Source organism: Spirosoma endophyticum, from assembly GCF_900112365.1.
Taxonomy (GTDB): domain Bacteria; phylum Bacteroidota; class Bacteroidia; order Cytophagales; family Spirosomataceae; genus Spirosoma; species Spirosoma endophyticum.
This window is the reverse complement of sequence record NZ_FOLQ01000002.1, coordinates 362,582-387,312: the sequence shown is the minus strand read 5'-3', so window position 1 is coordinate 387,312 and position 24,731 is coordinate 362,582. Positions and strand designations below refer to the sequence as shown.

The following is a 24,731-nucleotide window of genomic DNA, read 5'->3' as shown; positions in this document are numbered from 1 at the left end:
GGATTCTCACACAAAATCCAGGGTATTCCCAAAGTCAATTAGTCAACTTCGTTGCCGTGAAAATGCCGACAACCAGACGAAATTTCCTGAAATTATCCGGCTTGAGCAGCCTGGCCCTCACCGCTGGAATTCCCGACATCCACGCTGGTATAATCAGTCCTCCGGCCGAAAAAGAGTACGACCTTATCATTGTTGGTGGTACGCCGGGTGGTATTATGGCAGCCGTGGCCGCTTCCCGGCTAGGCAAAAAATCGCTGATTCTGGAGCGAACAGCCCACATTGGTGGTTTGCCTGCCAACGGCCTTGGCGCCACTGACATTGCAACGCGGGGTGCTACGGGTGGGTTATTTCTTGAATTCGTGGATCGTATAAAAGCCCATTACGTCGAGAAATATGGCGCCGATTCTCAACAGGCAAAGGACTGCTCGGATGGCTACCATTTCGAACCTTCGGTGGCGGCCAAAATCTTCGATGGTTTTCTGAAGGAGAGCCCTAATGCCACTGTGTTGACTATGCGCCAATTCGACTTTGAACCCGAGAATCTGACCATTCAGAACAATCGAATTCAGGGCATTCGGGTAACGGATCGAAACACGAAAAAGGCGGAAACGTATCGAGGACGCTTTTTTATCGACGCGACTTATGAAGGCGATCTGATTGCGGCCGCAGGTGTACCGTTTTTTCTCGGACGGGAAGGTAAATCGGAATACAATGAGGTAGGTGCCGGACGAGTCTACAAATATTGGGCTGGAGCAGAAGGGCCGGGCTCTACCTTTCAGGGTGATAATGCCGTTCAGTCGTACAATTACCGGCTGTGCGTGACTAATGATCCCAAAATTCGGGTCAAGATTCAGAAACCGGCTCGCTACAACCGCGAGGAGTACGTATCGATGATCGGCGATGTGACCACGGGGAACTACACGGGCGTTGCCATGACGAAGATTACCGATGCGCAGAAAGCTGAGAATCTGCGCCGGGCCAAAGCTGGTATGCCACCCGAAGTCCTCGGTTTGCCCAAAGGAATTGCCTGGTTAACGAATATGGTCAAACTGCCGAACGGTAAAAATGACGGCAATAACCAGCATCATTCGTTTATTTCGACGGATTTGCCCGAAGAGAACTGGCCTTATCCAACGTCGGGCTGGGAATGGCGCGATCATTTTGCCCAGCGGCTTCGGGACTATACCGAAGGTCTGTTTTATTTTGCTCAGAACGACTCCGAACTACCCGAATGGTTCCGAAAAGAATGTTCTGAGTGGGGTTGGGCTAAAGATGAATACACCGACAATGGGCATTTCCCCCGGCAGCTCTACGTTCGGGAAGGCCGCCGGATGAAAGGAAAATACATCTTCAAAGCCCAGGATGTACAACCCGTCAAGCCCGGTGGGCGCCCTCCACTCCACGCCGATAGCATCACCGCCAGCCATTACGCCCTGGATTCGCACGCGGTTCGGAAGCGGGAAGCAGGTCGTATTCATCTGGATGGATTTATCAGTTATCCATCCGCAGTTTACACCGTTCCGTTCCGGGTGATTGTACCCGATTCTCCGCTGGAAAATCTACTGGCCCCGGTTCCGGCATCAGCCACGCACATTGGCTTTTCCACACTACGTATGGAACCTTGCTGGATGGCGCTCGGTCAGGCCGCCGGAACGGCTGCGGCCCTGTGTGTACAGAAATCGCAATCGGTGCATGCGTTAGTGATTCCCGAACTACAGAAAGCCTTGCTTCAGCAAAAAGCAATTCTGGTCTATAGCAAAGGGATTTCACCCACCGATCCGAATTTCGACGCGAACCAACTGGCGGCTTTAAACGAAAAATGAGATTTGACGATCGAGTTGCTTTGGTGTAAAAGCAATTTCTCAACTTGCCCTGTCCCTCAGTATGCGATACGTACTTATTATTTGCCTCAGTCTTTTAGTAACCTGCTCCGCCATTGCCCAGCAACAAGTCGACATCTGTATATACGGGGGTACATCGGGCGGAGTTATTGCAGCTTACACGGCCCGGAAAGCTGGAAAAACCGTACTCCTGATCGACCCTGGCAAGCATCTGGGTGGTATGACCTCGGGCGGTTTGGGTCTGACGGACATTGGCAATAAATACGCCATTACGGGAATTTCCCGTGATTATTATCGACGTATCGGGCAACATTATGGTAAGTTTGAACAGTGGGTTTTTGAGCCCCATGTGGCCGAAGCTCTATTCAACGACTACGTCAAACGCGGCAAAGTAGACGTTTTGTTTTCGCACCGGCTTTCGAGTGTCAAGAAAAGCAGTGGCCAAATTCAGGAAATCGTTCTGGAAGACTCAAACAAATCATCTGCCAAACGAACCATTCGGGCAAAGATGTTCATCGACTGTTCTTACGAGGGTGATTTGATGGCCAGGGCCGGAGTTTCCTATACGGTTGGTCGGGAAGACAATTCAAAATACAACGAAACCATCAGTGGTGTGCAGTTGATGACCGGCCACCAACTTCCCGACGGTATCGATCCTTACAAAACACCCGGCAAGCCGGAATCGGGATTGGTTTGGGGCGTCAGTCCGGCTAAACTGGAGCCAAACGGAACGGGTGATGACAAGATACAGGCTTATAATTATCGAATTTGTCTCTCCTCTGACCCAGCCAATCAGGTCCCCATTACGCGTCCGGCGGGCTATGATTCGACCCGATACGAATTGCTCGTACGTTTGCTGGCGACACAACCCCAGAAACAATCGCTCAACGACTATTTCATCTGGAGTGGAATGCCCAACAAAAAAACCGACATCAACAATCGAAATGGCTTTTCGACCGATATGATCGGTATGAATTATGAGTATCCAGATGGAAGCTACGAAAAACGAGCGCAGATTATCCGCGATCATGAGCTGTATACCAAAGGATTACTATATTTCGTCGGGCACGATTCCCGCGTTCCGCAGTCGCTTCGGGAGCAGATGCTGAAATGGGGTTACCCAAAGGATGAGTACACCGATTCGGGCCACTGGTCGCCACAGCTCTACATCCGGGAAGCGCGTCGGATGGTGGGTGCCTACGTAATGACGCAGGCGAATTGCGAGGGGAAAGAAGTCGTAACGGACGGTGTAGGTATGGCAGCCTATACAATGGATTCGCACAATATTCAACGTATCGTGATTGAAAAGGATGGCAAGAAAATGGCTAAGAATGAGGGCAACGTGGAAGTTGGTGGTTTTGGACCATATCCTATCTCGTACCGTGCGTTGATTCCCAAAGAAAGCGAATGCCGGAATCTGCTGGTTCCCGTTTGCCTGTCGGCTTCGCACATTGCCTACGGATCGATCCGTATGGAACCTGTTTTTATGGTGTTGGGCCAGTCGACGGCGCTGGCGGCTGTGATGGCAATCGATGCAAAAACCAGCGTACAAAAAGTAGATATTACCAAACTACAACGGGAACTGAAAGCAAATCCGCTGGCCGACGGTAGTACACCCGAAATTTTGGTAGACAATGAAAATCAAGCGCTAACGAAAGTTACGGGTTCGTGGCGGGTTGAAAGTAAAAGTAAAGGGGGCTACGGTCCCTCCTATCTGGTTTATGAAGGTCAGGATGCAGGAATGGCCTCCGTCCGCTTTACCCCAGAAATCGTAAAAGCGGGCAAATACCATGTTTATGCCTACTTTCCCCGATTAGCCAAAACAGCTTCTGAGTTGGGCGTTACGGTTTCGGACGGAAAAACAAGCAAATCCATTGCCATCAAGCCAGCCGAAATTGTTGTCGTTGGACAAACGTCAGGCGAATGGGTTTCACTGGGTGAGTACGAATTACCCAAAGGTCAAACGTCATCTGTTGATATAGCGGTCAAGCAAACCGATGGCCCGGTGGTGGCCGATGCGGTTTTATTCGTCCTGGTTTTGTGAATTACTGGCGTTCAGATTTTTTTCGGGTTGATGTTCCCAGTGATAAATTTGCTGTACCTCCCAGGATGTAACCCGGTTAATTTTAGGTAGCCAGGAAAATTTAATTAAGATTGGAAGCGACGGATTAGTGTATCAATTGGCTCGCTTAAGGGGCTCCAAGAAACCGTTGGTTTATAAGTAGAAATAGGTCATCCCCCAAAGGCATATACCCAAACTTCCCGGAAGAGCTGGTCTATAACCGTTAGCTTTAGAGTCCTTAATCAGTTTACTAGCTTTCTTTAAACGCGAATAGTCCACTATAAACCGCCATTTGTCAGCTAATTCACCAATCCAGGCTGTCTACATTTGCCAGGCAAATCAACGAATAGCTATGGCAAATATTATTAAAAGAGCCGCCTTTAAGCTGATGGAAAAAACACTGGCTGAACAGGCCAACGTATTGGCTATCAGAACATGGAATCCTGGTTCTATGTATGAAATTGACCTGTACCTACCTACCGTTAATATGGGCAAGTGGACAACGATACCTCGGCTTAAGTGCAAAGTGGATGAATTTGAATACCGGGATTACACCCCTGCCTGGTGGGAAGCGGAAAAGGGCATTTGTACCCTGTTTGTAGAAACCGGCCATAACGGGGCGGGTAGCCGCTGGGCACAACGCGTTCAGCCGGGTGATGAGCTCATGGTGGGGCCTGCTCATGCTGCCCCTCTTCCATCAAAAAAGGGTAAAGTTCTAGGTTTGGTTGATGGCAGTGCGCTGGGTCACATGTTGGGTTTAAAACAGTTGACCGATCCAGGTGAGCACCCCCTGGAAGTGGGCGTATTTCTACATGAAGATTACCAGCTTCCGAACGCGTTGAGCCTTGACAATCCGGAATTTGAGTTTATTCTCGAGCCTGAGCGTAGTAGTCTGGATAGTTTGGAAAACTGGACACGCACCAAAGACTTAAGTGAGTATAGCTCGGTTTATATTGCAGGATATATACCCATGGTTCGGGAGTTACGGAAAAAGCTAAAAAGCAGAGTCCCTCAAAACACCACCTTTTATGCACACGGATTTTGGCGATAATCATCCAATCAGGCCGATGGCTAAAGACCCAATACTGGTCTATCAGATGGATGAACGTTCGGAAGGAGTTGCCCTTTTCCGGTTGCCGCTCCCGATGATACAACAGTATCAGGACCAACCAACGAATCCCCACCGCCATGACCATTATACCTGTTTCTTTCTTGAAGAGGGTACGATAAGCACACGCATTGATTTTCAACCTGTTATAATAAATAAAACATCTTTCCTATTATCCTATCCAGGCCAAATCCATCAAGTTGGCTCGGCCTACTCCTGTAAAGGCTGGATTCTGGGGTTTGATGCCAAACTGATTGATGAAGGGGTTCGACATGTATTCGAACAGTCACTGTCAACCATAACGCTGTTAACCCTGGATGAGCAGGAGCAGGACTGGTTTAGGAGTATGCTTATGATGATTGATCGGTCCCTTCATGAAAACAAGACGTATCTGTTTCACCATAAGCTCGTTCAGACATTGCTCAATGGGTTTATCTACCGAGTGGCGGCTATTTTCCAGCTACAGCTCAATGACCGGATTCGGGACTATTCCTTGCGCAGCCTGGCGTTGACCAAGAACTTCCGGCAGTTACTGACTCAACAGGTTCTTACGTGTAAAAAGCCTTCAGACTATGCCCAACGGTTGAATATGTCGGCTAGTCATTTGAATGATACCGTTAAGTCTGTGACTGGCTTTTCCGTTACGTACCACATCCAGCAAGCGGTTTTGGCCGAAGCCCAGCGTTTGCTGGTATATACTGACTTAAGTATTCAGGAAATTGCCGCCCGTTTGGGCTACGAAGATCCCAAATATTTTATTCGACTGTTTGGAAAGGCAGCCGGTTTATCGCCGACTAAATTCAGGAAGAACAATACGTAAAAGGTACGTAATTGCACTTGCATGCTTATCAGTTTATGGCCAACCCCTACACTTCAACAGTGGCGAAGCGTCCGAGTGGACAACGGTGTCCATCAAGTATTTTCCAGCCAGTGCCTGGATGTGGGTGCTGAAAGGCAATGCCTCGTTAGCCTGTGCCCAAAAAGGGGAAGCCAAACTCGCTTATGAGCAAGCGGGGGGGAATCTGGTCAAACAAATGATACGTACTGGGGGGATAAGGCTAGATCTAAGCTGGCCAATGTATAATATCAACTGAAATCTACGATATATAAGAGCCCCGTGGCGTACATTTCCGCAAAATTCCCTCGTTTCTCAAAACCGGTATGCTCCTCCCCTATTGGATCGTCGTAAGTTGTCTGCTGGTGGGCATGGCCCTCAGCGTCAAAGCGAGAAAACTCAACGTAACCGGCGCCCTGACGGGGGGTGTGCTGGGCTTTGCCATCTTTCTGGGCGCTGGCCTACCGGGTCTGGTGATGCTGGGCACTTTTTTTATAATTGGCTCACTGGCGACCAGTTGGCGACTGCCCGATAAGATAGCCGCCGGATTAGCCGAGTCGAATAAGGGACGACGTACCGCTTCTCAGGTCGTGGCCAATGCCGGGGTAGCGGGCATAACAGGTTTGCTGGCCTGGTTCTATCCGGCTCAGGCAGATCTGTTTCAGCTGATGCTGGCCGCCAGCTTCGCATCCGCCACAGCCGACACCTGCGCGTCGGAATTAGGCAACGTCTATGGCCGACATTTTTACAACGTCCTCACTTGGCGTACCGATACCAAGGGGCTGGATGGGGTAGTGAGTCTGGAGGGGACGCTGCTGGGTTTTCTGGGGAGTTGCCTGATTGGCAGTATCTATGGTATTGGCTTTGGCTGGGGCTGGCCAGTCCTGTGGGTTCTGATGGCTGGCACCATCGGCAATCTGGTTGACTCGGTGCTGGGGGCCAGTCTGGAGCGAAGGGGTATTCTGAAGAATGACGCGGTAAATTTTCTCAATACGTTGATAGCCGCCCTAGTAGTCCTATTATTTCCGACCTGGTAATCTATCCGCCCATCAAAAGCCGGTAACGCCATCCAACGTAGCGGTGTCGGGGGTCAGATCAGTAAGCGCCGGGCCTTCCGGGCTTACTAACTGTATGGTGCTACCTCTTCCATACAAATGGCTGCTTCGCTCCGCTTATCTGACGATCGGGATGCTTTTGCTTTGGATCGGCCTGGATACCTGGCTAGACGGAACCGCCTGGGCAGGCCTGCGAATCAGTCAATCGGCTATGACAGTTGAGTATTGCGAGTTCAACCATGTTCATCGCTTCTTCCATCAGCCCATCAACACCTATTCCAACCTGGCGTACTTCTTTTTTGGGGTTCTCCTTCTCCAGATTGCCTGGGACGATCATACACAGCAAGGGAAGCCGGGCCTGAACCGACTGGAGAATTTTCCGATGCTTTCGGCTCTACTGGGTGGGTGCTTTGTGTATCTGGGGTTTGGCAGCGCGTTTTTTCATGCGTCGCTCACGTATCTGGGCCAGCGGGTAGATATGAATGCGACCTACAGTATAATGCTGACACTGGTGGGCATGGCGCTCTATCACCTTGGCCACCGGTTGAGATGGACACCTGCTCAAAAAACCATTTGGGTACTGGCTTTACTGGTTCTTATTGGCGTATTTCTCCCGATTGCCCTGTTGGTACCCAGCTCCCGCCTGGTGCCCGCGTTGATTTTAGGGTTGAACGTATTGATGCTCATCAACTATATCCAGTTCCGAAAAGAGCGTTCATTTTGGCTGATCCTACTGAGTTTCGGACTGATTGTGCTGGCCATTAAGATACGGACACTGGATGTGCAGAAAGTGGGCTGTGACCCCCATTCTTTTCTTCAAGGTCATGCACTCTGGCATGTGCTGACGGGGTTAAGTAGTTTTTGTAGTTACGCATTTTTCCGGTTTACGAAAAAAACGTAAGCCCATGACCTTAGTTGCCGTTTTTAACTGCAGCAAGTGTTTTTGAATCCGGCTGACCGTTGAAAAATTTAGTCAACACCGCCTGAAAAACAGGGTCTGCGTTCTCTACCAAGCTAAATAAGGTCATGCTGGACCGTAGTTTCAGGTCATCGGGACTTCCCATAACCTGACTGGCCGTTTTGCCCTCGATACGTAGCATCGCGTTGGCTATGTCAATCAGCCGACTTCCCAAAACGGGATGATCCAGATACGCTTTGGCTTCGGCTAAATCGTTGATGGCATAATAGATGGCCATCTCACTAAAGCCAAGGCCCGAAATTTGGGGAAAGATGTACCACATCCAGTGACTTTGTTTTCGTCCATTATTTATTTCAGCCAGTGCCCGATCGTAGTCCCCTTCCTGAGCGTCAACAAATCGGGTTAAATTTATTTCTGATGTCATAGCAGTTGAGTTTTACAGTAATATATAGGCACTTACTAGCTATATAGACTTTTTTCAGTGCGATTGGTTTTAATTATAATCCAGCTTAGGTCACTGACAAACCGAACCCCGACTAATGTATCTTGATAAAACCAAACTGCACGATTTAATCAAGAAGACTGATAAACTTGATACATACACCACCAGCAAGTGGGATAAATACACTCGGCTCTAATACAAGTAGGTCTAATACGACGGGGTCTCACCCACTAATCACTTAGCTAAGCAACTACTGGCCAGCTTATCAACTTGGTTGACAAAACATTCAACGTTAACTAACGGAACGACCTATAGGAAGAAATTGGCCGAGTATGGTAAGCGTTCATTTGGCCAAGGGTTTTCTTGGACGAAACCGACAAATTTTAAAATTGTGTTTTAGTCAGAAATAAAGCTGAATACTTAGCTAAAATTATCAAGCCAGAGAATAATTCATTGCCGTTTAATAACCCGCTCTATTAGTTAAACTAAGTATAAATGATTTGAAAAAATCAGGTGGGCTAGTTGCCAGTGACTTTCTCAACAGGGGACGCTATTGATCTGTGTATTAGTCCTTAATGAATGTTACCTCTTTTTTGTTGAAGAATGCCTGCACTAATTTTGGGCCTTTTTCCAGGCGTTTGACTTGATCAAGAATCGCTACCGTTAGCTCCTCCAGACTCGTAAAAACCGCTCAGGCAGCCCTGATGATTTTTTAAACTACGTTTAGCTGGCTCCAGACCAACTCGACTGGGTTGAGTTGGGGACTATAGGCTGGTAGACGTTCCAGGTGAATCCGTCCTGAGCGGTTTTTCAAAAAGGCTTTTACCATTTCACTGCGGTGGATAGCTTCCCCATCCGCACAGGCGGCCCTGCCATCTAATTAGCCTATCCCGTTTGCGATAACGCCCACACAGCTTGTTAAGAAACCCGACGATGGCCTCACTAGCAAATGACTGATCTTGACCCGCTACATAGATCCGACCAATAGCGGCAATCAAACCGCCACAGCAGACCGTTCAAATGAGCGCGTCCTGCTTGCTCAACTAGTCCTGGGGTCTGCCCGCAAGGTGCCCAAGTAGGGAATAATAAGGGTAATAAATAACACGCCGACTCATCTACATATAATATAACCCGACTCTCATCCTCCGCTTTTTTTAGTTCAGCCAAATGCTCTTCTCGCCATTGAGCAACTGCCTCAGGATCTTACTGACTGACTTTTCGCTGCGGTTTTTGTCGGCGCCAACTTAGTTTTGTCAAAATACGGCCTACTTGAGAAGGCTCATAACTGACGCCAAATAACGTTTTGATCACTTCGTTAACGCGTGGGCGCGTCCAGATCGCTCCGCTAAAACCATGCAGTTCTGCGCCTTTATTGAGTTCAGTCACCAATTGACTGAGTTAGCAATCCGTTTTTTTTGACTGGTGCTAGCCAGCTGGCGATCAGCATCCCATTGCAGAGGGTGAATAGTCAGATCAGTTGAATACACAAATCGTTGATTATCGTAGCGATAAAACAAGGATATAAGCGTAGGGCGGTCAGAACGGGGCGACTTGAGAAGGAATTTAATATCCTGATCAGATATAGTTTTCATTGATCGTAGCTGGTTTAGTTAAATCCAAGTTACGAAATAAAAAGATTCAGTTGACGGATCAACTTTACAAAGCCGTATCTTTTTTGATAAAGCTCGATAATAAATAAGGGCTAACCAGTTGATTTAGAGCAAATAAGCTCTTTCACTGATCAACCCTCATTCAAAAAATAGCTTTTTTTGTGACCCTATAGGGACTCGAACCCCAACCAACAGTTCCGAAGACTGTGATGCTATCCATTACACCATAGAGTCATTTCAAAGGACAACAAATCCTGCAAGAGCCGCAAGATACAAAAAAACCCTTGTCATTGGGCATTAACTTACCACTTACGTCTATTTTCGTCCACATCAAACCCGACCTGATACTCCTGTTCGTGCGTATTGTTATACTGGCGAACCCGTAAACCGAGCGTACCAGGCACAAAGCCGGCCATTTCGAACCCAAGTTCTACGCATTTCCGATAATAGCGTTCAGCTGCATCGTAATAAGCTTCAAAATTCATCAATCCTTGGTATCCATCTGGCCTGTCAATCTTGACCCGGTCATTTTCGTGCTCATCGCCAGCCGCCTGGTGAATGTTTGCCCAGAGATCATCATGGACTAAGCTGCCTATTTGCAGGCTAAAGAATACGCGTGAAACCATGCGGTCGGCGTTACTGCCAAGCTCCTGCGAGTCCTGAATACATTTAGAGAAACGTATGATCGCTTTTTGAATCATCTATAGGCAAAAGGAAAGCCTGTTCTGACATACAACCAGTGTTGCCTCCTCCTTATAAATCTACTAACGCGTATTATCCCTAATTAATCCAGCAAGCAACGATTCTATTGAATGTTAATTTAAGATAACTCCCGAAGTTAATGAGTTATGCACTAAGAAGAACGTTACGTATGTCTAAACAGGTGTTGTTCCGTAGCGTGGTATAATACTTCATTAGTTTGGACTATTCATGCCCAATATCAGGTAATTTTTATAACGTCGGCTTTAGACGTATTATACTTCTACAAGTAACGTCGTCAACAAAAAATATTTTTGTTTATTTCAATCTACCCTGCCTGGGATTGTTAAAAGCATCGGACCATATGTGTTATCACTTTTTCACATAAACAGAATTGCCCATATAGTAAATTGCAACGTAGTGACAACCGAATGGCATGTAAGCCGGGCAACCGGATAATCAAGCTTTTTTTGCTACACTCAGATAGGCTACCTTTGCCTGTAGAAACCTGGAAGATAGGAGTCAGTTGCTTTCCCAATTCAATAACAGTTGAGTAGCCAATTAATAAATTTAGCATAAACTACTGACTACAAGAATCTTATAAAGAACGTGTTAGATTTAACAGATAAATCCATTTTGATTACAGGCGGCACCGGCTCTTTCGGCAAAAAATTCGTCGAGATGGTGTACCAGCGATATCCAAATATAAAACGCCTGGTTATTTATTCCCGCGACGAGCTGAAACAGTTCGAAATGGCCCAGTATTACCCGCAATCGAAGTACAAGTCCATCCGGTTTTTTATCGGCGACGTGCGCGATGGGGAACGACTGAAACGGGCCTGCGAAGGAGTAGACATCATTGTCCATGCGGCAGCCCTGAAGCAGGTACCGGCTGCCGAATACAACCCGATGGAGTGCATTAAAACCAACGTCTTCGGTGCCGAAAACGTCATCAATGCAGCTTTAGACAATGGCGTCAAGCGTGTTGTGGCCCTTTCGACCGACAAGGCAGCAGCGCCGATCAACCTCTACGGAGCCACGAAACTATGCTCCGACAAATTATTCGTAGCGGCTAACAACATGCGGGGTAGTCGCGATCTACGGTTTTCCGTTGTGCGTTACGGCAATGTAATCGGCTCACGGGGATCAGTCGTACCATTTTTTCTCGATAAGCGAAAAGATGGCGTATTGCCCATTACGCATCCCGACATGACCCGCTTCAACATTTCACTGGAGGAAGGTGTCGAAATGGTTTTTCATGCCCTCGAACATGCCTGGGGCGGGGAGATTTTTGTCCCTAAAATTCCGTCGTACCGCATCACCGACGTAGCTGAAGCCATTGCCCCAACGGCAGAACAGAAAATCGTAGGCATCCGTCCAGGCGAAAAACTGCATGAGGAAATGATTACCGAAACCGACTCGCTCAACACGGTCGAAACAGAACGCTACTACGTTATTACACCCTCAACACCAACCTGGGATGTAGACGATTACTTAAAAGCCTTTGGTGGTAACCGCGTCGACCTCGGCTTTAAATACAACTCCGGTACCAATACCGACTGGCTTAGTGTGGAGCAACTGCGGGAGCAAATCCGGGAACACGTCGATCCACAGTTCAGTGTGTAACGCGGACGGTCCGCCGTTGCGCAGGGCCGCCCGTGCGGTGAAAACCCACTGTAGACAGAAAAATGCGGGTTTATACCCGTGCTACGAATGAACAAACCCATTCCATACGGTCGTCAACACATTACAGACGAGGACATTGCGGCCGTCACGGCGGTGCTACGTTCGCCCTACCTTACCCAAGGCCCGAAAATTGGTGAACTCGAAGAATCCTTTGCGGATTATATCGGATCAACGTACGCCGTTGCCGTAGCCAACGGTACGGCGGCATTGCACTTGTGCTGTTTAGCCTTAGGCGTCACAGAAGGAACGCGGGTTATCACAACGCCCATTACGTTTTCGGCTTCGGCCAATTGCGTGCGGTATTGCGGAGGTGACGTTTTCTTCGCTGACGTTGATCCAGACACCGTTCTTCTTGATCCTAATGCAGTACGTAAATTACTCGAAAGCCATCCTCAGGGCTATTTTTCGGGAATTATTCCGGTCGATTTCGCGGGTTATCCCGTCGACATGGTTGCCTTTCGGGAACTGGCCGATGAATTTGGTTTGTGGATCATTGAAGATGCCTGCCACGCACCGGGCGCTTCGTTCGTCAGCGAAACGGGCATCGAACATCGCGCTGGCGATGGGTTACTGGCCGATCTGGCGATTTTCAGTTTTCATCCGGTGAAGCACATTGCGGCTGGCGAAGGCGGGATGATCACGACGAATAATGAGTCGTTGTACAAACATCTGCTACGTCTCCGGACGCACGGCATTACGAATAAACCACTGGAGTTCACAACACCGTATGCTGACGAACCCGAACGGGGTGGCTGGTATATGGAGTTGCAGGAATTGGGCTATAACTATCGGCTGACCGATATTCAGGCAGCTTTGGCGCTGAGTCAACTAGAGCGAGCCGACACGATGCTCGACCGGCGTCGCGAGTTGGCAGCCCGATATGATTTGGCTTTTTCGGAAGCCGCATCGGCTGGAATTCCGGTGCAGATTATCGTTCCACCGGCGGGCGTTGGTCATGCGTATCATTTGTATGTGATTCAGACGCTGGACCGTAAAGAATTATACGATTTTCTGCGGACGAAAGAGATTCTGGCGCAGGTTCACTATGTACCGGTGCATCTGATGCCGTATTACCAAAATTTAGGGGGTAAGCCGGGCGATTTTCCAAATGCCGAACGTTATTATGCTGGCTGCTTAAGTCTGCCGTTGTTCCCGACGCTGACCAACGAGGAGCAGGATTACGTTATCGATAACGTAGCAGCATTCTTCAAATCCAGTCGATAAACTAGTACCTATTAGGCTTTTAAACTATGCGTTCCTACCAAAGTCATCTTCAGGTAACCCAGAGCGCGGGCGAGGCTTTAGTAGCCAATCGAAAACCCGTGCTACGGTCTTCGGCGATTTTTCCGGTACTGCATACCGATGTGTATTCTAGCAAAGTAATCTTTATGGGTTACTGGTTGCTTAAGCGAAATATTAAGGAAGTTGGGTTGCTGTATACGCTTCGGAATGCCGCCGGTACGTTGCTGTCGCGAAAATATATGCTGCTGGATTCGGCTAAAGCCTGGTCGGTGCAGATGAGCGAATATGCGGATTTACTGCCTGAAGTAGGCGAGTCTGCCGATGCCTTTACGGGTTCGCTGGAACTGGAAGTGTTTTCGACGCAGGATCTGGTCTTTCCATATCCGGCCTTCGTGCTGGTTTATTACAACGAAAATGCCAGTAGCGTTGTCCATACTGTGGGGCGTATCTACAATGATATCGAAGATCTGCAACAAAATAATGAGTATCAGGTTAGCGAATCGGGTTTCGATATTTACGGCCGCGATGGGTTGTCTCCATTCCTGAGCTTCACCAACGGGCCACTTCCTACTGAGCACCCGAAGGTGACGTATGAGATTGTCGATACGTATCAAAAAGCGACCAGCGGTACGTTTGACTTAGCTCCGCTCAAACCTTATGAGACGGTTTTTCTGTATTTAAAAGAACACCTGGACCTGAAAACCCTGCTGGGCGATGAACCCGGTATGATTCGGTTCGGGCATAATTTCACGGGCTTCTTTCCTCGTTTTCTGGTCGGTAATCTCGACCGGACGGCCGAGAGTGTTAGCATAACTCACTCGTATTATGACAGCTCCAGCGTGGCCGATACCCGCGCCTACTGGCCTCGCCAGGATGAGCGTTTTCTGGATTCATCGACCTCAATTCCGCTGTACCTGACCGACAGTTTCTTTACCAAACTGGTTGTATACCCGATTTTTTCACCTTCGGACTTTACATTGTCATTCCGTTTTTTTGACGCCGACGGCAAATTATTGGGTGAAACACCTGATGCCTATCCGTTCCGATCGTCAGCTAGTCAGTACGTTCAACTGGACCTCGGTGAAGTGGCGAAACAAGCCGGTGTACCATCCGAAATGGCCAAAACAGCGCAGCTCATCGCGCACTGGACCGATGCATCCCGCATTCCAACGCGCTTGAAATTCGGACTGAATGTTGGGCAGATAGATAAACCGTCATCGCTGCCGAGCAATATTTGTTTTGCCCCACAGGTTGGCAACCCGAAGATTCTGGACAAACCCGGTACGTTTCGATGGGCGCCTTTCGTCAACGTTGGTCATTCGGAGATAGTACTGACTAACTCGGCTCCATTGAAAGTATATGACCGACTGGCCAACGTAATACTTTCATTTTATCGCGAATCCGACCAGACCGTCATTGAGCGTACCTGCGTAGTACCGCCTAATGGCCTGTATACGATACGGTTAAGCGACGACGATGAACTGAGGCAGTTTTTTGGTGATGATAGCGGCTGGTTGACAGCCCGCGCCGACAATCCATTTCTAAACGGTTATTATTTTGATTTTCACCCGAACGGCGCTGTTGCCGCCGATCATTTGTTTTAAAATGGATTACGGTATTCGGCGGCCTGACGCGTCAATAATAACTTTATGCGTCAGCCCACAGAATACCGTAACCTGTATACCGTAAACCAATTTCAATGATTCAGCTTCCTGATTTCACGCGCTCGTTCGAGTACGAAAATAACTACTACTGGGCGTCGGACGTTAACCGAATGGCCAAAGTGATGGCACATTACGAGTTGTATAAAATGACGCTCGATATTCCCGGTGCTATTGTGGAATGTGGTGTATTTAAGGGCGCGTCGCTTATCCGGCTGGCTACGTTCCGGCAACTGATGAGCAACCCGACCGCAAAAAAAATCATCGGTTTTGATGCATTCGGCCGTTTTCCCGAAACAGAATTTACAGCCGACAAAGTCTGGCGGGAAAAGTTCATCAGTGATTCGGGCGAAGAAGGCATTGATATGGATCAACTCATGACGGTGCTGAATCACAAAGGTGTTGGACAAAATGTGGAACTGATCCAGGGTGACGTTTGCCAGACCATTCCCGCCTATCTGGAAAAACACCCTGAACTACGTATCAGTTTGCTTAACATTGATGTCGATGTTTACGAGCCAACCCTCGCCGTATTGACGCATTTATACGACCGGGTCGTTAAAGGGGGCGTCATTATGCTGGACGATTATGCTAACGTATTCCCCGGAGCCAATGCGGCTGTTGAAGAATTTCTGGCAGGAAAAGATGTGATCGTCAAGCGATTGCCTTTTGCCGTCACACCTTGCTACGTAGTAAAACCTTAATGCCCACCTCTATGAAAACAACTGAACAGGAAAACTTCTGGTCCGGCGAATTTGGCCAGGAATATACCGACCGCAACACCCGCGACCGCGCCGAGTGGGACGATTTCTATACCCAAAACTGGGGCCTTACAAAAACCGAAATGAACGCTCGTTTCACGACTGGCTGGTCGCCGGAAACGCGCATTCTGGAAGTTGGTTGCAACACAGGCATGCAGTTGCGAGGCTTGCAGGATGCAGGCTTCACCAACTTATACGGCGTTGAACTTCAGCCCTATGCTGTCGAAAAAGCGAAACAAACGACGACCAATATCAATATTATTCAGGGCTCGGGTTTCGATTTGCCGTTTCGCGATGCGTATTTTGACGTTGTCTGTACCAACGGTGTTTTGATTCACATCGCCCCCGACGACTTACCTAAAATCATGGACGAGATGGTTCGGTGCAGTAGCCGATACATCTGGGGATTTGAATATTACAACCCCGAGTTAACCGCCATTCCGTATCGGGGTAATCAGGGATTTTTGTGGAAAGCCGATTATGCAGCTCTCTTTCAGCAGCGTCATCCGTCGCTGAAGCAGGTAAAAAAAGAACTGTATCCATACGTCAACGCCAGCGAGAGCGGCAACGTCGATTACATGTATCTGCTCGAAAAAACGGCCTGATGAATAACGTAGCGATCATCACGGCGCGGGGTGGCAGCAAACGGATTCCGCGCAAGAATATCCGGCCGTTTCTGGGCAGGCCAATTATCGCCTACGTTATTGACGCAGCACGCAAATCCGGCCTGTTTAGCGAAGTGATGGTTTCGACTGATGATCAGGAAATTGCGGAAGTAGCCCGGCACTATGGTGCAGCAGTACCTTTTTTACGTAGTACCAAAACAGCGGATGATTTTGCCACCACCGCCGACGTGCTGACTGAAGTCGTGGACCAGTACACACAAAAGGGACAGGTTTTCGACTACGCCTGTTGCCTCTATCCTACCGCTCCTTTCGTTACGCCCGACTTACTGAAGCAGGCTTTTTCAACCCTGACCCGGAAACAGTTCGATACCGTTTATCCGGTTCAACAATTCAGCTTCCCAATTCAGCGAGCAGTGTTACTCCGTAATGAAAAAGTACAGTGGTTTCAGCCTGAACACGCTCTTACTCGGTCGCAGGATCTGGAACCAGCCTATCACGATGCCGGTCAATTTTATTTCGTCAACGTAGCCGCGTTTCAGCAAAATCATCGCCTGATTACGGATAATTCGGGTGGCATCGTCATCTCCGAGTTGGAAGCTCATGACATTGATAATGAGGAGGATTGGCAAGTGGCAGAACTTAAATATAGCATGGTGAATGAAGAATGATGAATACGCTGTTACTGCATTCATCATTCTTCATTTATCATTCATCATTCTTCATCCCCTATGAACCAACTCATCTTTCGTGCTGATGGTAACGCCCAGCTTGGCATAGGCCATGTGATGCGATGCCTTGCCCTGGCCAATATGCTGAAAGGCATTTTTACCATGCGATTTGCCATAACAGACCCAGACCCGGCTGTTCAGACATTGATCGAAACGGCGGGCTTAACGGTCATTCCGCTTCCTGATTCAGCCGACAAAGCCGCTTTTTGGGGCGCCATCCACCACAACGATATCGTGGTGCTGGACGGTTATTCGTTCGATGAAACATTTCAGCGGGCGGTTCGGGTGCGCGTCAGGAAACTGGTTTTTATCGATGATCTCATACAAGGTCATCAGGTGGCGGATGTGGTCATCAATCATGCGGGTGGTATTGCAGAAACCCAGTACAATGCGGCTCCGTATACACACCTGTATCTGGGCCCACATTACGCCATGCTCCGACCCGAATTTTTTCGGCCAGAAGGATTTGGTCCACCCCCACCCGATGGGCCAATTTTTGTTAGTCTGGGGGGCGCTGACCCGCATAATACGTCGTTGACGGTACTGGAAGCCATCCGGCAAGTCGACACTACGTTGCCGGTTCATATTGTTCTAGGGCCATTTCATCCAGACTGCGCTTCGATCGAATCATTCAGAAGTCAGGTACCAAACCTGACAATTCTGCAAAATCTGACGGCTGCGCAGATGGTCGAAGAATTACAACAGTGTAGTCTGGCGATCACAGCGTGCAGCACGATTGCCTATGAAGTTTGCGCGATAAATCGCCCGTTAATTGCGGTCGTTACGGCGGATAATCAGTCGCAATTAGCCCAGTTTCTGTCTGATGAGAAGCTAGCGTTATCGGTCAATTTCCCCACGCTTCTGACTCGCTCGATTCCCGTCATTGCGTTAGATAAACTGCTACGTTTATCGATTCAGTCCTTTCAATTTTCACCCGAAACAGTAGAAAAAACGTTGGCCAATCAGCGTCGTTTTTTTGATGGACGATCACCGGAACGGTTTCGGCAAGTATTTCAAGAATTAAGTGCGTAATTCGGCCGACAAGATAGTTTCTGCAACCAACATGCTTACATACCGTCTGGCCAAACCGACTGATGCGCGTCTTTATTTCGATTGGGCGAATGATCCCGATACCCGCCGTCAGTCGTTTACTTCAGCGCCTATTTCGCTCGAAACCCATACAACTTGGTTTAGTCGTAAACTAGCCGATCCCGATTCACTGTTATTGATTTTTGAGAACGAAACGGGTAAAGCCGTTGGACAGGTTCGTTTTGAGCGGGCACCCGTGGCCGATATGCCCGACGAAGTTATTATTGGTTTATCAGTGGATGCGAGTCAGCGAGGCCAGGGATTAGCCAGTCAACTGATCGCGCAGGGCTGCGCCGTTTGCCGGATACGATGGGGTGAAGTCACGATTCACGCTTATGTCAAACCTGAAAATCAGGCGTCGGTACGTGCCTTCGAGCGGGCTGGTTTCAGATTGTCGGGCGAAAGCGGTAAATTTGTCGATGCCGACTCCGGTCAGGAGCGGCCGAGTTTGCTTTACATTAACAGTCAATGACAAGTATTCAACCGATTCAGGTTGCCCACTATACCATCAGTCCGGCGCATCGGCCGTTTGTTATTGCCGAGATGTCGGGGAATCACAACCAGTCGCTCGACCGGGCGCTGGAAATCGTGGATGCCGTAGCGGATGCTGGTGCCCATGCACTTAAACTCCAGACCTACACCCCCGATACCATTACGTTCAACGGCGCATCGGAGGAGTTTTACATCCGTGACACCAAATCGCTATGGGCCGATAAGAATCTCTATAAACTTTACGCGGAAGCCTATACGCCCTGGGAGTGGCACAAGCCCATTTTTGAGCACGCCACCAAGCGGGGTATGATCGCCTTTAGTTCACCGTTCGATACTACAGCTGTTGATTTTCTGGAATCGCTCAACGTACCGCTCTACAAAATCGCTTCCTTCGAAAATACGGATCACATTCTGCTCAAAAAAGTAGCGCAAACGGGTAAGCCCGTCATTATGAGCACAGGGGTAGCATCTGTGGCCGACCTCGATGAATCAGTAAAAGTGCTACGTGACAACGGCTGCAAAGACCTGATTCTGCTCAAATGCACCAGTACGTATCCGGCCACACCTGAAACGACAAACCTGCTCACGATTCCACACATGCGGCAGTTGTTCGACGTACCAGTTGGCCTGTCAGACCATACGATGGGCATTGGTGCGGCTGTGGCGGCTGTGGCATTAGGCGCGGTCGTTCTGGAGAAACACGTTACGTTACGCCGGGCAGATGGCGGTGTCGATTCCGCTTTTTCGCTGGAACCCGACGAGCTAAAAAACCTGGTTATCGAAACTGAACGGGCGCAACTGGCAATGGGACAAGTCAGTTATACGCTAACGCCAAAAGAAGAAAAAAGTCTGCAATTCAAGCGATCGTTATACGTAGTACGCGACATGAAAACGGGCGACCCGTTCACCCCCGACAACGTCCGCAGCATCCGCCCCGCAAATGGACTACATACTCGGTACTACGACGACATAATCGGCAAAACCGCCACCACCAACATTCCCGCAGGCACAGCCCTGGCGTGGGAGCTAATAAACTAATGATGAATTATAAATGATGAATGATTTTACCAGATCATTCATCATTTATAATTCATCATTCAATTACATGGGTATCATCAAACGGCAGACGATTCAGAGTTCGATTTACGCCTATGCGGGCGTGGCCGTTGGTTTTCTGACGCAGGGGATTTTCTTTCCAAATCTGTTCAGTAAGGCGCAGGTCGGCTTGTTGACGCTGTTGATTTCATTGGCGCAGGTGCTGGCGCAATTATCGAATCTGGGAACAAATGGTGCAGGGGGGCGATACTTCCCCTACTTCCGGAACGCCGAGAAACAGCATAACGGATACTTATTGCTGACGAGCTTGACTACCCTCGTAGGTTTTAGCTTATGCGTTCTGGGGCTGTGGCTGGCCCGTCCGTGGATAATCGAAAATTACCAGACGCAGTCAGCTTTGTTCGTTGATTACTACTACCTGCTTATTCCACTGTCGTTTTTCACGGTCTATTTTACCGTTTTCGATAATTACGCCCGTTTGCTCTATGATCCGGTTACGGGTACGTTGCTGCAACAGTTTGTGCAACGACTACTGATCCTGCTGGCGGGGGTGATTTACTGGTTGGGCTGGGTTACATTCCCGCAATTTCTGGGCCTCTGGTTGTTGGCGTTTTTTCTTCAAACCCTGCTGATGGTTATCAGTGTTGCCCGCGATGAAGCCTTGTTTTACAGCCGTCAGTTCGTATCGCTTGAGCCCGAACTACGTCGAAATATAACACGCTACGCAGCCCTGACACTCACAACGGCGCTATCCTCACAGATCATCCTGACGATTGATAAAGTGATGATTAACGATGCGCAGGGGCTAGCCAATACGGGTGTTTACAGTATTGCCTCATACTTTGCCACGGTAATTGCACTGCCCGCTACGGCGCTCTACAAAGTTGCCGGGGCGCTCATAGCAGAGTCGTGGAAAACAAACGATCTGAAAAATATCATCAGTATTTATCGTAAAAGCTGTCTGAATCAATTGATTGCTGGCTGTCTGGTGTTTGTCGGTATAGCGGCCAATCTGCCGAATGTGTTCCGGTTTTTACCGGCTGGCTACGATGCGGGCTACTACGTTATTTTGTGGCTGGGCTTGGGAAAACTCATCGATATGGCAACAGGTGTTAACGGCATTATTCTGAATACGTCACGTTTTTACGTGTATGATTCGCTGTTTTTTGTCGCACTCATTTTCATAACAATTGCGGCTAATAAATACCTGATTCCGCTTTATGGCATCAACGGAGCCGCCATTGGGGCCGCATTGGCCACACTGTTATATAATCTTGGCCGAACATTGTTTGTCGGTTTTGCCTTTGGCATGCAACCCTTCACCTGGCGAAACTTGGCCGTTATTGTGCTGGCAGCCGTTGTCTGGTGGATTTCCGTACAGGTTTCTTACCCCGGCCCAACCGATCCGAAATGGCGAATTGTGTTTGATGTAGTCTGGCGGTCAATATTGATTACGGGTTTGTTCGGGGGATTGGTTGTTTTACTAAACCTATCGCCGGATATAAATCAGACGGTATTGAGCCTGCGGAAACGCTTTTTAAAATAGTTTGCAGTTTTCGGCTTATTGTGTCAAGCTTTTTGTGCCAGCCTACCGAATATCGTAAACTACAAACCGTAAACACTTTTCCCATGTGGGTTTTTAAATTTTTATTTACGGAAACGGCCCGGCTGCTACGTTCGGCTGAAGGACGTCGGCTGCTGGGCCTGGCGCTACGTTACGGGAATAGACCCCGTAATGAACCTGTTGACATTACGTTCGGGAAATACCAGTTTCGCGTACCCGATGCGTTGTCGTTTATCTGGCAGTTTCGGGAGATTTTTGTGGATGAGTTCTATCGATTCTACACGACCAGTTTAGCGCCCGTTATTTTCGATTGTGGCACCAACGTTGGCACCAGCGTTGTGTATTTTCATCAGCTTTATCCCAATGCCCGCATCGTAGCGTTTGAAGCCGATGAAACGATTAGCGCTACGTTGCAGGAGAATTTGCAAAAGAATCAGATTTCGGGCGTCGAAGTCGTGACGAAAGCTGTCTGGACCAATGACGAGGGCATTTTGTTTGGAAGCGACCAGGCCGATTCGGCGTCTATTTTCTCCCAAACGGACCAGAAATTGGTGCCGTCCGTTCGGCTGCGTGACTATCTGCTACGAGAAACCAGAATCGACATGCTCAAAATGGACATCGAAGGTGCCGAAACCGCTGTGCTCACCGATTGCCGCGACGCACTGGCTCATGTCCAGAATCTATTTGTTGAGTTTCATGCCTACCTCGATCATCCACAAACGCTGGCGGAAGTCATGAACGTACTGGAAGAGAGCGGATTTCGCTACTACATTAACACGAGTCAGCATCGCCAGGCCCCCCTCGTGAACCACCGTTATCGGGGCAACGACAGTATGGACCTCCAATTGAATATCTTTGCCTATCGAAAGTAGTCGTCAGTCGTTAGTGGTACAAAGGCATTCCATTATTAACTGATGACTATTGACTGACGACCAAAGACTATTATGATCGACAAAATTCTTTCCCGCCCTGAGTTCCAAGCTGAACCGCCTGTTTTGGTGGACATCGGTGCGTCAGGGCAATTGCACGCCCGCTGGAAAACGTTTGCCAAATATGCCGTCTGCATTGCGTTCGACGCCGATGATCGCGATTTTGGCTACGTTGAAAGCGAATCCGGGCATTTTCGTAAGCTTTATACCTTCAATAATATTGTCACGGGACCCAGCTCGTCGGAAGCAGACACGGAGACGGCTGATTTTTACCTCACAGCGTCGCCCCACTGTTCCAGTTTACTACGTCCCCGACCCGACCTGATTCAGGAATATGCCTTTGCGCCCAAGTTTGAGCCAACAAAAGTAGTACAGCTCAAGACGCGTAGCCTCCGCTCAACGCTCGACAGCCTGAAAATAAAGCAGGTAGACTGGTTCAAAACCGACTCGCAGGGTACCGATCTCCGGCTGTTTCGCAACCTCGGCGATGAGCGTACCCGGCAGGTCCTGACGGCCGAGTTTGAGCCGGGTATTGCGTCGATCTACGACGGGGAGGATAAACTCTATCAGGTGTTGCAGTTTATGGAAGAGACAGGGAGCCACTGGCTTGCCGAACTGCTTCCGAAAGGATCGCCACGTATCACGCCGGGCCTTTTGGACAGTTTCACCAGTCAGCCGCTACTCAAGAAATTCGTCCTGTTTTCGCTGAAAAACAGTGCGGTCTGGGGCGAAATGACCTATCTCAACCGTTTCGCCGATGACGCTACGTTAACCCAGCGCAATCTGCTATTAGGCTGGGTGTTTGCCACCACCTTAAAACAACATGGGTTTGCACTCATTCTGACGCAGAAAGCAAAAAGCCGTTTTCCTGATCCGATTTTCGCCGACATGGAAGCGTATTCGCGCCGACGAATCTGGGGGCGCGTATTTGGGCTTGGGTTCTGGCCCGAAGTCGTTAAAAAATTCGATAAACTACTGGGTCGGTGAGAGTCACGCACTTGAGTACGTACCATTTATTTGGCGGGGCCGCCGTAGCCGCGAATCGGCTGCATCGCGCTTTGCAAAAACAGATCTGGACGTATCCTGGCATTGAAAGTACCATGCTGATTGGGACACCCAAACGGCTTGAACCCCACCAGCCAGAGCCGGGCGTAACGTATCTGGCTAATAACTTTCTGGCGGAACAAACGGCCTTCGGGCGTTTTGTGGCCGAACGCCTGTATTTCCTGCCACAAGAGCGCGACTCGTCGGTACGGTTTCAGTTTTCGCCAGCCAAATTCGGCGCAAATCTCAACTTCCATCCGGCCATCCAACAGGCCGATCTGCTGCATCTGCACTGGATTAATTTTGGGTTTCTATCCCTTGACGGACTACGCTCCTTAGTTGATCTGGGGAAACCCATTGTCTGGACGCTTCACGATCAATGGGCCTTTACGGGCGGTTGCCATTACTCGCGCGGCTGCGATCATTTTCTGACACACTGCCATACGTGTCCGTACTTAAAAAAACCCGCAGACCAGGATTTGTCGTATCGAGTTTTTGAGCAGAAAAAACGTGTTTTTTCGAATGCCCAGATTCACTTTACGCCCCCGAGCCAATGGCTGGCCGACGAGGCTAAACGCAGTACGTTGCTGAAGGAATTTCCGTTTACGGTTATTCCTTACGCCATTGACCAATATATATTTCAGCCCATAAATCGGGCCGAAGCCAACGCTCGCCTGGATTTACCCGACACTGAGCAACTAAACGTTGGGCAGGCAAGAGTACTGTTTGGCAGTGCGAACGTAACGGATACGCGCAAAGGATTCCGGTATTTCGCTGAAGCTTTAACGCTTTTACACCAACAACATCCGGAGTTAAAACCTGAAATCCTGGTGTTCGGAAAAGGCCGTTCTTACTTGTTCAACGAACTTCCTTATCCAATTCGACACCTTGGCATACTGACCAGTGAAGATGATATCGTAGCGGCCTACAATGCAGCCGACGTAATGGTTGTTCCGTCGCTGGAAGACAACCTGCCCAACACAGTTATCGAGTCGCTTTCGTGCGGCACACCCGTAGTAGGCTTCCGTACCGGAGGCATTCCCGAAATGATTGACCATCAAGAGAATGGCTATCTGGCAGCGATCGGTTCAGCCCAGGAACTCGCCGATGGTCTGGCCTTTATTCTCACGCATCAACAGCCAGACATGCTACGTCAAAACGCCCAGCAATCCGCCGAAGATCGCTTTTCGGAAGCCGTGGTAGCGAAGCAACATATTGAGTTATACCAAAAATTAATGAGCGAAAGAACGAAAGAGTGAAAGAGTGGCTGACGCATCATGCT

25 protein-coding genes and 1 tRNA gene are annotated in these 24,731 nt (G+C 49.0%); 20 read left to right on the top strand and 6 right to left on the bottom strand.

Annotated features, from left to right (window positions below):
• The first annotated feature begins 62 nt into the window (after positions 1–62).
• The 7 genes from BM202_RS06670 to BM202_RS06645 all read left to right on the top strand — a co-directional run bounded on the left by BM202_RS06670 (position 63) and on the right by BM202_RS06645 (position 7,802).
• Positions 63–1,823: an FAD-dependent oxidoreductase gene (locus BM202_RS06670; protein ID WP_093824257.1), complete on the top strand. Its 1,761-nt coding sequence runs from the start codon at positions 63–65 to the stop codon at positions 1,821–1,823.
• A 61-nt stretch (positions 1,824–1,884) separates the two neighbouring features.
• Entirely contained in the window at positions 1,885–3,885 is a 2,001-nt protein-coding gene (locus tag BM202_RS06665) for an FAD-dependent oxidoreductase (protein WP_093824255.1), read from the top strand.
• Between the two features lie 370 nt (positions 3,886–4,255).
• A complete protein-coding gene (locus BM202_RS06660; protein ID WP_093824253.1) occupies positions 4,256–4,954 on the top strand; it encodes a siderophore-interacting protein in 699 nt (232 codons plus the stop codon).
• A complete protein-coding gene (locus BM202_RS06655; protein WP_093824251.1) occupies positions 4,932–5,831 on the top strand; it encodes a helix-turn-helix domain-containing protein in 900 nt (299 codons plus the stop codon). Before BM202_RS06660 ends, BM202_RS06655 begins: the two co-directional genes overlap by 23 nt.
• 85 nt (positions 5,832–5,916) lie before the next feature.
• Positions 5,917–6,105 (top strand): hypothetical protein, encoded by a 189-nt coding sequence (locus BM202_RS36580; protein ID WP_143100643.1) that lies wholly within the window; start codon positions 5,917–5,919, stop codon positions 6,103–6,105.
• 67 nt (positions 6,106–6,172) lie between these two features.
• The gene (locus BM202_RS06650) at positions 6,173–6,883 is read left to right on the top strand and encodes a DUF92 domain-containing protein (RefSeq protein WP_093824249.1); all 711 of its coding nucleotides are present in this window, start codon (positions 6,173–6,175) and stop codon (positions 6,881–6,883) included.
• A gap of 94 nt (positions 6,884–6,977) precedes the next feature.
• The gene (locus BM202_RS06645) at positions 6,978–7,802 is read left to right on the top strand and encodes a ceramidase domain-containing protein (protein WP_093824247.1); all 825 of its coding nucleotides are present in this window, start codon (positions 6,978–6,980) and stop codon (positions 7,800–7,802) included.
• A gap of 10 nt (positions 7,803–7,812) precedes the next feature.
• Here the strand turns inward: BM202_RS06645 and BM202_RS06640 are convergent, their stop codons facing one another.
• The 6 genes from BM202_RS06640 to BM202_RS06615 form a co-directional block, all read right to left on the bottom strand.
• Positions 7,813–8,244, bottom strand: a complete 432-nt coding sequence (locus BM202_RS06640) for a DUF1810 domain-containing protein (RefSeq protein WP_093824245.1) — start codon at positions 8,242–8,244, stop codon at positions 7,813–7,815.
• A 730-nt stretch (positions 8,245–8,974) separates the two neighbouring features.
• Positions 8,975–9,091 carry a transposase gene (locus tag BM202_RS39020; protein WP_093824243.1) on the bottom strand — a complete coding sequence of 39 codons (117 nt, stop codon included), beginning with the start codon at positions 9,089–9,091 and terminating at the stop codon, positions 8,975–8,977.
• Positions 9,092–9,465: 374 nt separating this feature from the next.
• A complete protein-coding gene (locus BM202_RS06630) occupies positions 9,466–9,648 on the bottom strand; it encodes a helix-turn-helix domain-containing protein (protein ID WP_177236518.1) in 183 nt (60 codons plus the stop codon).
• Positions 9,645–9,854, bottom strand: a complete 210-nt coding sequence (locus BM202_RS06625; RefSeq protein WP_177236517.1) for a hypothetical protein — start codon at positions 9,852–9,854, stop codon at positions 9,645–9,647. The genes BM202_RS06630 and BM202_RS06625 overlap by 4 nt, the downstream gene beginning before the upstream one ends.
• A 180-nt stretch (positions 9,855–10,034) precedes the next feature.
• A tRNA-Arg gene (locus tag BM202_RS06620) sits at positions 10,035–10,106 on the bottom strand.
• A gap of 68 nt (positions 10,107–10,174) precedes the next feature.
• Entirely contained in the window at positions 10,175–10,573 is a 399-nt protein-coding gene (locus BM202_RS06615) for a hypothetical protein (RefSeq protein ID WP_093824239.1), read from the bottom strand.
• A gap of 607 nt (positions 10,574–11,180) precedes the next feature.
• Between BM202_RS06615 and pseB the strand changes: the two genes are divergently transcribed.
• From pseB to BM202_RS06550, 13 genes are all read left to right on the top strand, one after another.
• A complete protein-coding gene (gene pseB / locus BM202_RS06610; protein ID WP_093824237.1) occupies positions 11,181–12,197 on the top strand; it encodes a UDP-N-acetylglucosamine 4,6-dehydratase (inverting) in 1,017 nt (338 codons plus the stop codon).
• A gap of 87 nt (positions 12,198–12,284) precedes the next feature.
• Positions 12,285–13,481: a UDP-4-amino-4,6-dideoxy-N-acetyl-beta-L-altrosamine transaminase gene (pseC, locus tag BM202_RS06605; RefSeq protein ID WP_093824235.1), complete on the top strand. Its 1,197-nt coding sequence runs from the start codon at positions 12,285–12,287 to the stop codon at positions 13,479–13,481.
• Positions 13,482–13,507: 26 nt separating this feature from the next.
• Positions 13,508–15,103: a hypothetical protein gene (locus BM202_RS06600; RefSeq protein ID WP_093824234.1), complete on the top strand. Its 1,596-nt coding sequence runs from the start codon at positions 13,508–13,510 to the stop codon at positions 15,101–15,103.
• Between the two features lie 95 nt (positions 15,104–15,198).
• The gene (locus tag BM202_RS06595) at positions 15,199–15,864 is read left to right on the top strand and encodes a TylF/MycF/NovP-related O-methyltransferase (RefSeq protein ID WP_093824232.1); all 666 of its coding nucleotides are present in this window, start codon (positions 15,199–15,201) and stop codon (positions 15,862–15,864) included.
• A gap of 11 nt (positions 15,865–15,875) precedes the next feature.
• Positions 15,876–16,526, top strand: coding sequence for a pseudaminic acid biosynthesis-associated methylase (locus tag BM202_RS06590; RefSeq protein WP_093825153.1), 651 nt, complete (start codon positions 15,876–15,878; stop codon positions 16,524–16,526).
• Positions 16,526–17,215 (top strand): pseudaminic acid cytidylyltransferase, encoded by a 690-nt coding sequence (pseF, locus tag BM202_RS06585; protein ID WP_093824230.1) that lies wholly within the window; start codon positions 16,526–16,528, stop codon positions 17,213–17,215. The genes BM202_RS06590 and pseF overlap by 1 nt, the downstream gene beginning before the upstream one ends.
• 60 nt (positions 17,216–17,275) lie before the next feature.
• The gene (gene pseG, locus BM202_RS06580; protein WP_093824228.1) at positions 17,276–18,307 is read left to right on the top strand and encodes a UDP-2,4-diacetamido-2,4,6-trideoxy-beta-L-altropyranose hydrolase; all 1,032 of its coding nucleotides are present in this window, start codon (positions 17,276–17,278) and stop codon (positions 18,305–18,307) included.
• A 31-nt stretch (positions 18,308–18,338) separates the two neighbouring features.
• Entirely contained in the window at positions 18,339–18,836 is a 498-nt protein-coding gene (locus tag BM202_RS06575) for a GNAT family N-acetyltransferase (protein WP_093824226.1), read from the top strand.
• Positions 18,833–19,894, top strand: coding sequence for a pseudaminic acid synthase (gene pseI / locus BM202_RS06570; RefSeq protein ID WP_093824224.1), 1,062 nt, complete (start codon positions 18,833–18,835; stop codon positions 19,892–19,894). The genes BM202_RS06575 and pseI overlap by 4 nt, the downstream gene beginning before the upstream one ends.
• Positions 19,895–19,961: 67 nt before the next feature.
• Positions 19,962–21,458 carry a lipopolysaccharide biosynthesis protein gene (locus tag BM202_RS06565; protein ID WP_093825151.1) on the top strand — a complete coding sequence of 499 codons (1,497 nt, stop codon included), beginning with the start codon at positions 19,962–19,964 and terminating at the stop codon, positions 21,456–21,458.
• Between the two features lie 83 nt (positions 21,459–21,541).
• On the top strand, positions 21,542–22,348 hold the full coding sequence (locus BM202_RS06560; RefSeq protein ID WP_093824222.1) for an FkbM family methyltransferase: 807 nt from the start codon (positions 21,542–21,544) through the stop codon (positions 22,346–22,348).
• A 72-nt stretch (positions 22,349–22,420) separates the two neighbouring features.
• Positions 22,421–23,392, top strand: coding sequence for a hypothetical protein (locus BM202_RS06555; RefSeq protein WP_093824220.1), 972 nt, complete (start codon positions 22,421–22,423; stop codon positions 23,390–23,392).
• Complete coding sequence (locus BM202_RS06550) at positions 23,389–24,708, top strand: glycosyltransferase family 4 protein (protein ID WP_093824218.1); 1,320 nt, start codon at positions 23,389–23,391, stop codon at positions 24,706–24,708. Before BM202_RS06555 ends, BM202_RS06550 begins: the two co-directional genes overlap by 4 nt.
• Positions 24,709–24,731 lie beyond the last annotated feature (23 nt).

Coding starts and splice junctions, on each gene's coding strand:
- BM202_RS06670 (WP_093824257.1), top strand. CDS start 63: ATGCCGACAACCAGACGAAATTTCCTGAAATTATCCGGCTTGAGCAGC.
- BM202_RS06665 (WP_093824255.1), top strand. CDS start 1,885: ATGCGATACGTACTTATTATTTGCCTCAGTCTTTTAGTAACCTGCTCC.
- BM202_RS06660 (WP_093824253.1), top strand. CDS start 4,256: ATGGCAAATATTATTAAAAGAGCCGCCTTTAAGCTGATGGAAAAAACA.
- BM202_RS06655 (WP_093824251.1), top strand. CDS start 4,932: ATGCACACGGATTTTGGCGATAATCATCCAATCAGGCCGATGGCTAAA.
- BM202_RS06650 (WP_093824249.1), top strand. CDS start 6,173: ATGCTCCTCCCCTATTGGATCGTCGTAAGTTGTCTGCTGGTGGGCATG.
- BM202_RS06645 (WP_093824247.1), top strand. CDS start 6,978: ATGGTGCTACCTCTTCCATACAAATGGCTGCTTCGCTCCGCTTATCTG.
- BM202_RS06640 (WP_093824245.1), bottom strand. CDS start 8,244: ATGACATCAGAAATAAATTTAACCCGATTTGTTGACGCTCAGGAAGGG.
- BM202_RS39020 (WP_093824243.1), bottom strand. CDS start 9,091: ATGGTAAAAGCCTTTTTGAAAAACCGCTCAGGACGGATTCACCTGGAA.
- BM202_RS06625 (WP_177236517.1), bottom strand. CDS start 9,854: ATGAAAACTATATCTGATCAGGATATTAAATTCCTTCTCAAGTCGCCC.
- BM202_RS06615 (WP_093824239.1), bottom strand. CDS start 10,573: ATGATTCAAAAAGCGATCATACGTTTCTCTAAATGTATTCAGGACTCG.
- pseC (WP_093824235.1), top strand. CDS start 12,285: ATGAACAAACCCATTCCATACGGTCGTCAACACATTACAGACGAGGAC.
- BM202_RS06600 (WP_093824234.1), top strand. CDS start 13,508: ATGCGTTCCTACCAAAGTCATCTTCAGGTAACCCAGAGCGCGGGCGAG.
- BM202_RS06595 (WP_093824232.1), top strand. CDS start 15,199: ATGATTCAGCTTCCTGATTTCACGCGCTCGTTCGAGTACGAAAATAAC.
- BM202_RS06590 (WP_093825153.1), top strand. CDS start 15,876: ATGAAAACAACTGAACAGGAAAACTTCTGGTCCGGCGAATTTGGCCAG.
- pseF (WP_093824230.1), top strand. CDS start 16,526: ATGAATAACGTAGCGATCATCACGGCGCGGGGTGGCAGCAAACGGATT.
- pseG (WP_093824228.1), top strand. CDS start 17,276: ATGAACCAACTCATCTTTCGTGCTGATGGTAACGCCCAGCTTGGCATA.
- BM202_RS06575 (WP_093824226.1), top strand. CDS start 18,339: ATGCTTACATACCGTCTGGCCAAACCGACTGATGCGCGTCTTTATTTC.
- pseI (WP_093824224.1), top strand. CDS start 18,833: ATGACAAGTATTCAACCGATTCAGGTTGCCCACTATACCATCAGTCCG.
- BM202_RS06565 (WP_093825151.1), top strand. CDS start 19,962: ATGGGTATCATCAAACGGCAGACGATTCAGAGTTCGATTTACGCCTAT.
- BM202_RS06560 (WP_093824222.1), top strand. CDS start 21,542: ATGTGGGTTTTTAAATTTTTATTTACGGAAACGGCCCGGCTGCTACGT.
- BM202_RS06555 (WP_093824220.1), top strand. CDS start 22,421: ATGATCGACAAAATTCTTTCCCGCCCTGAGTTCCAAGCTGAACCGCCT.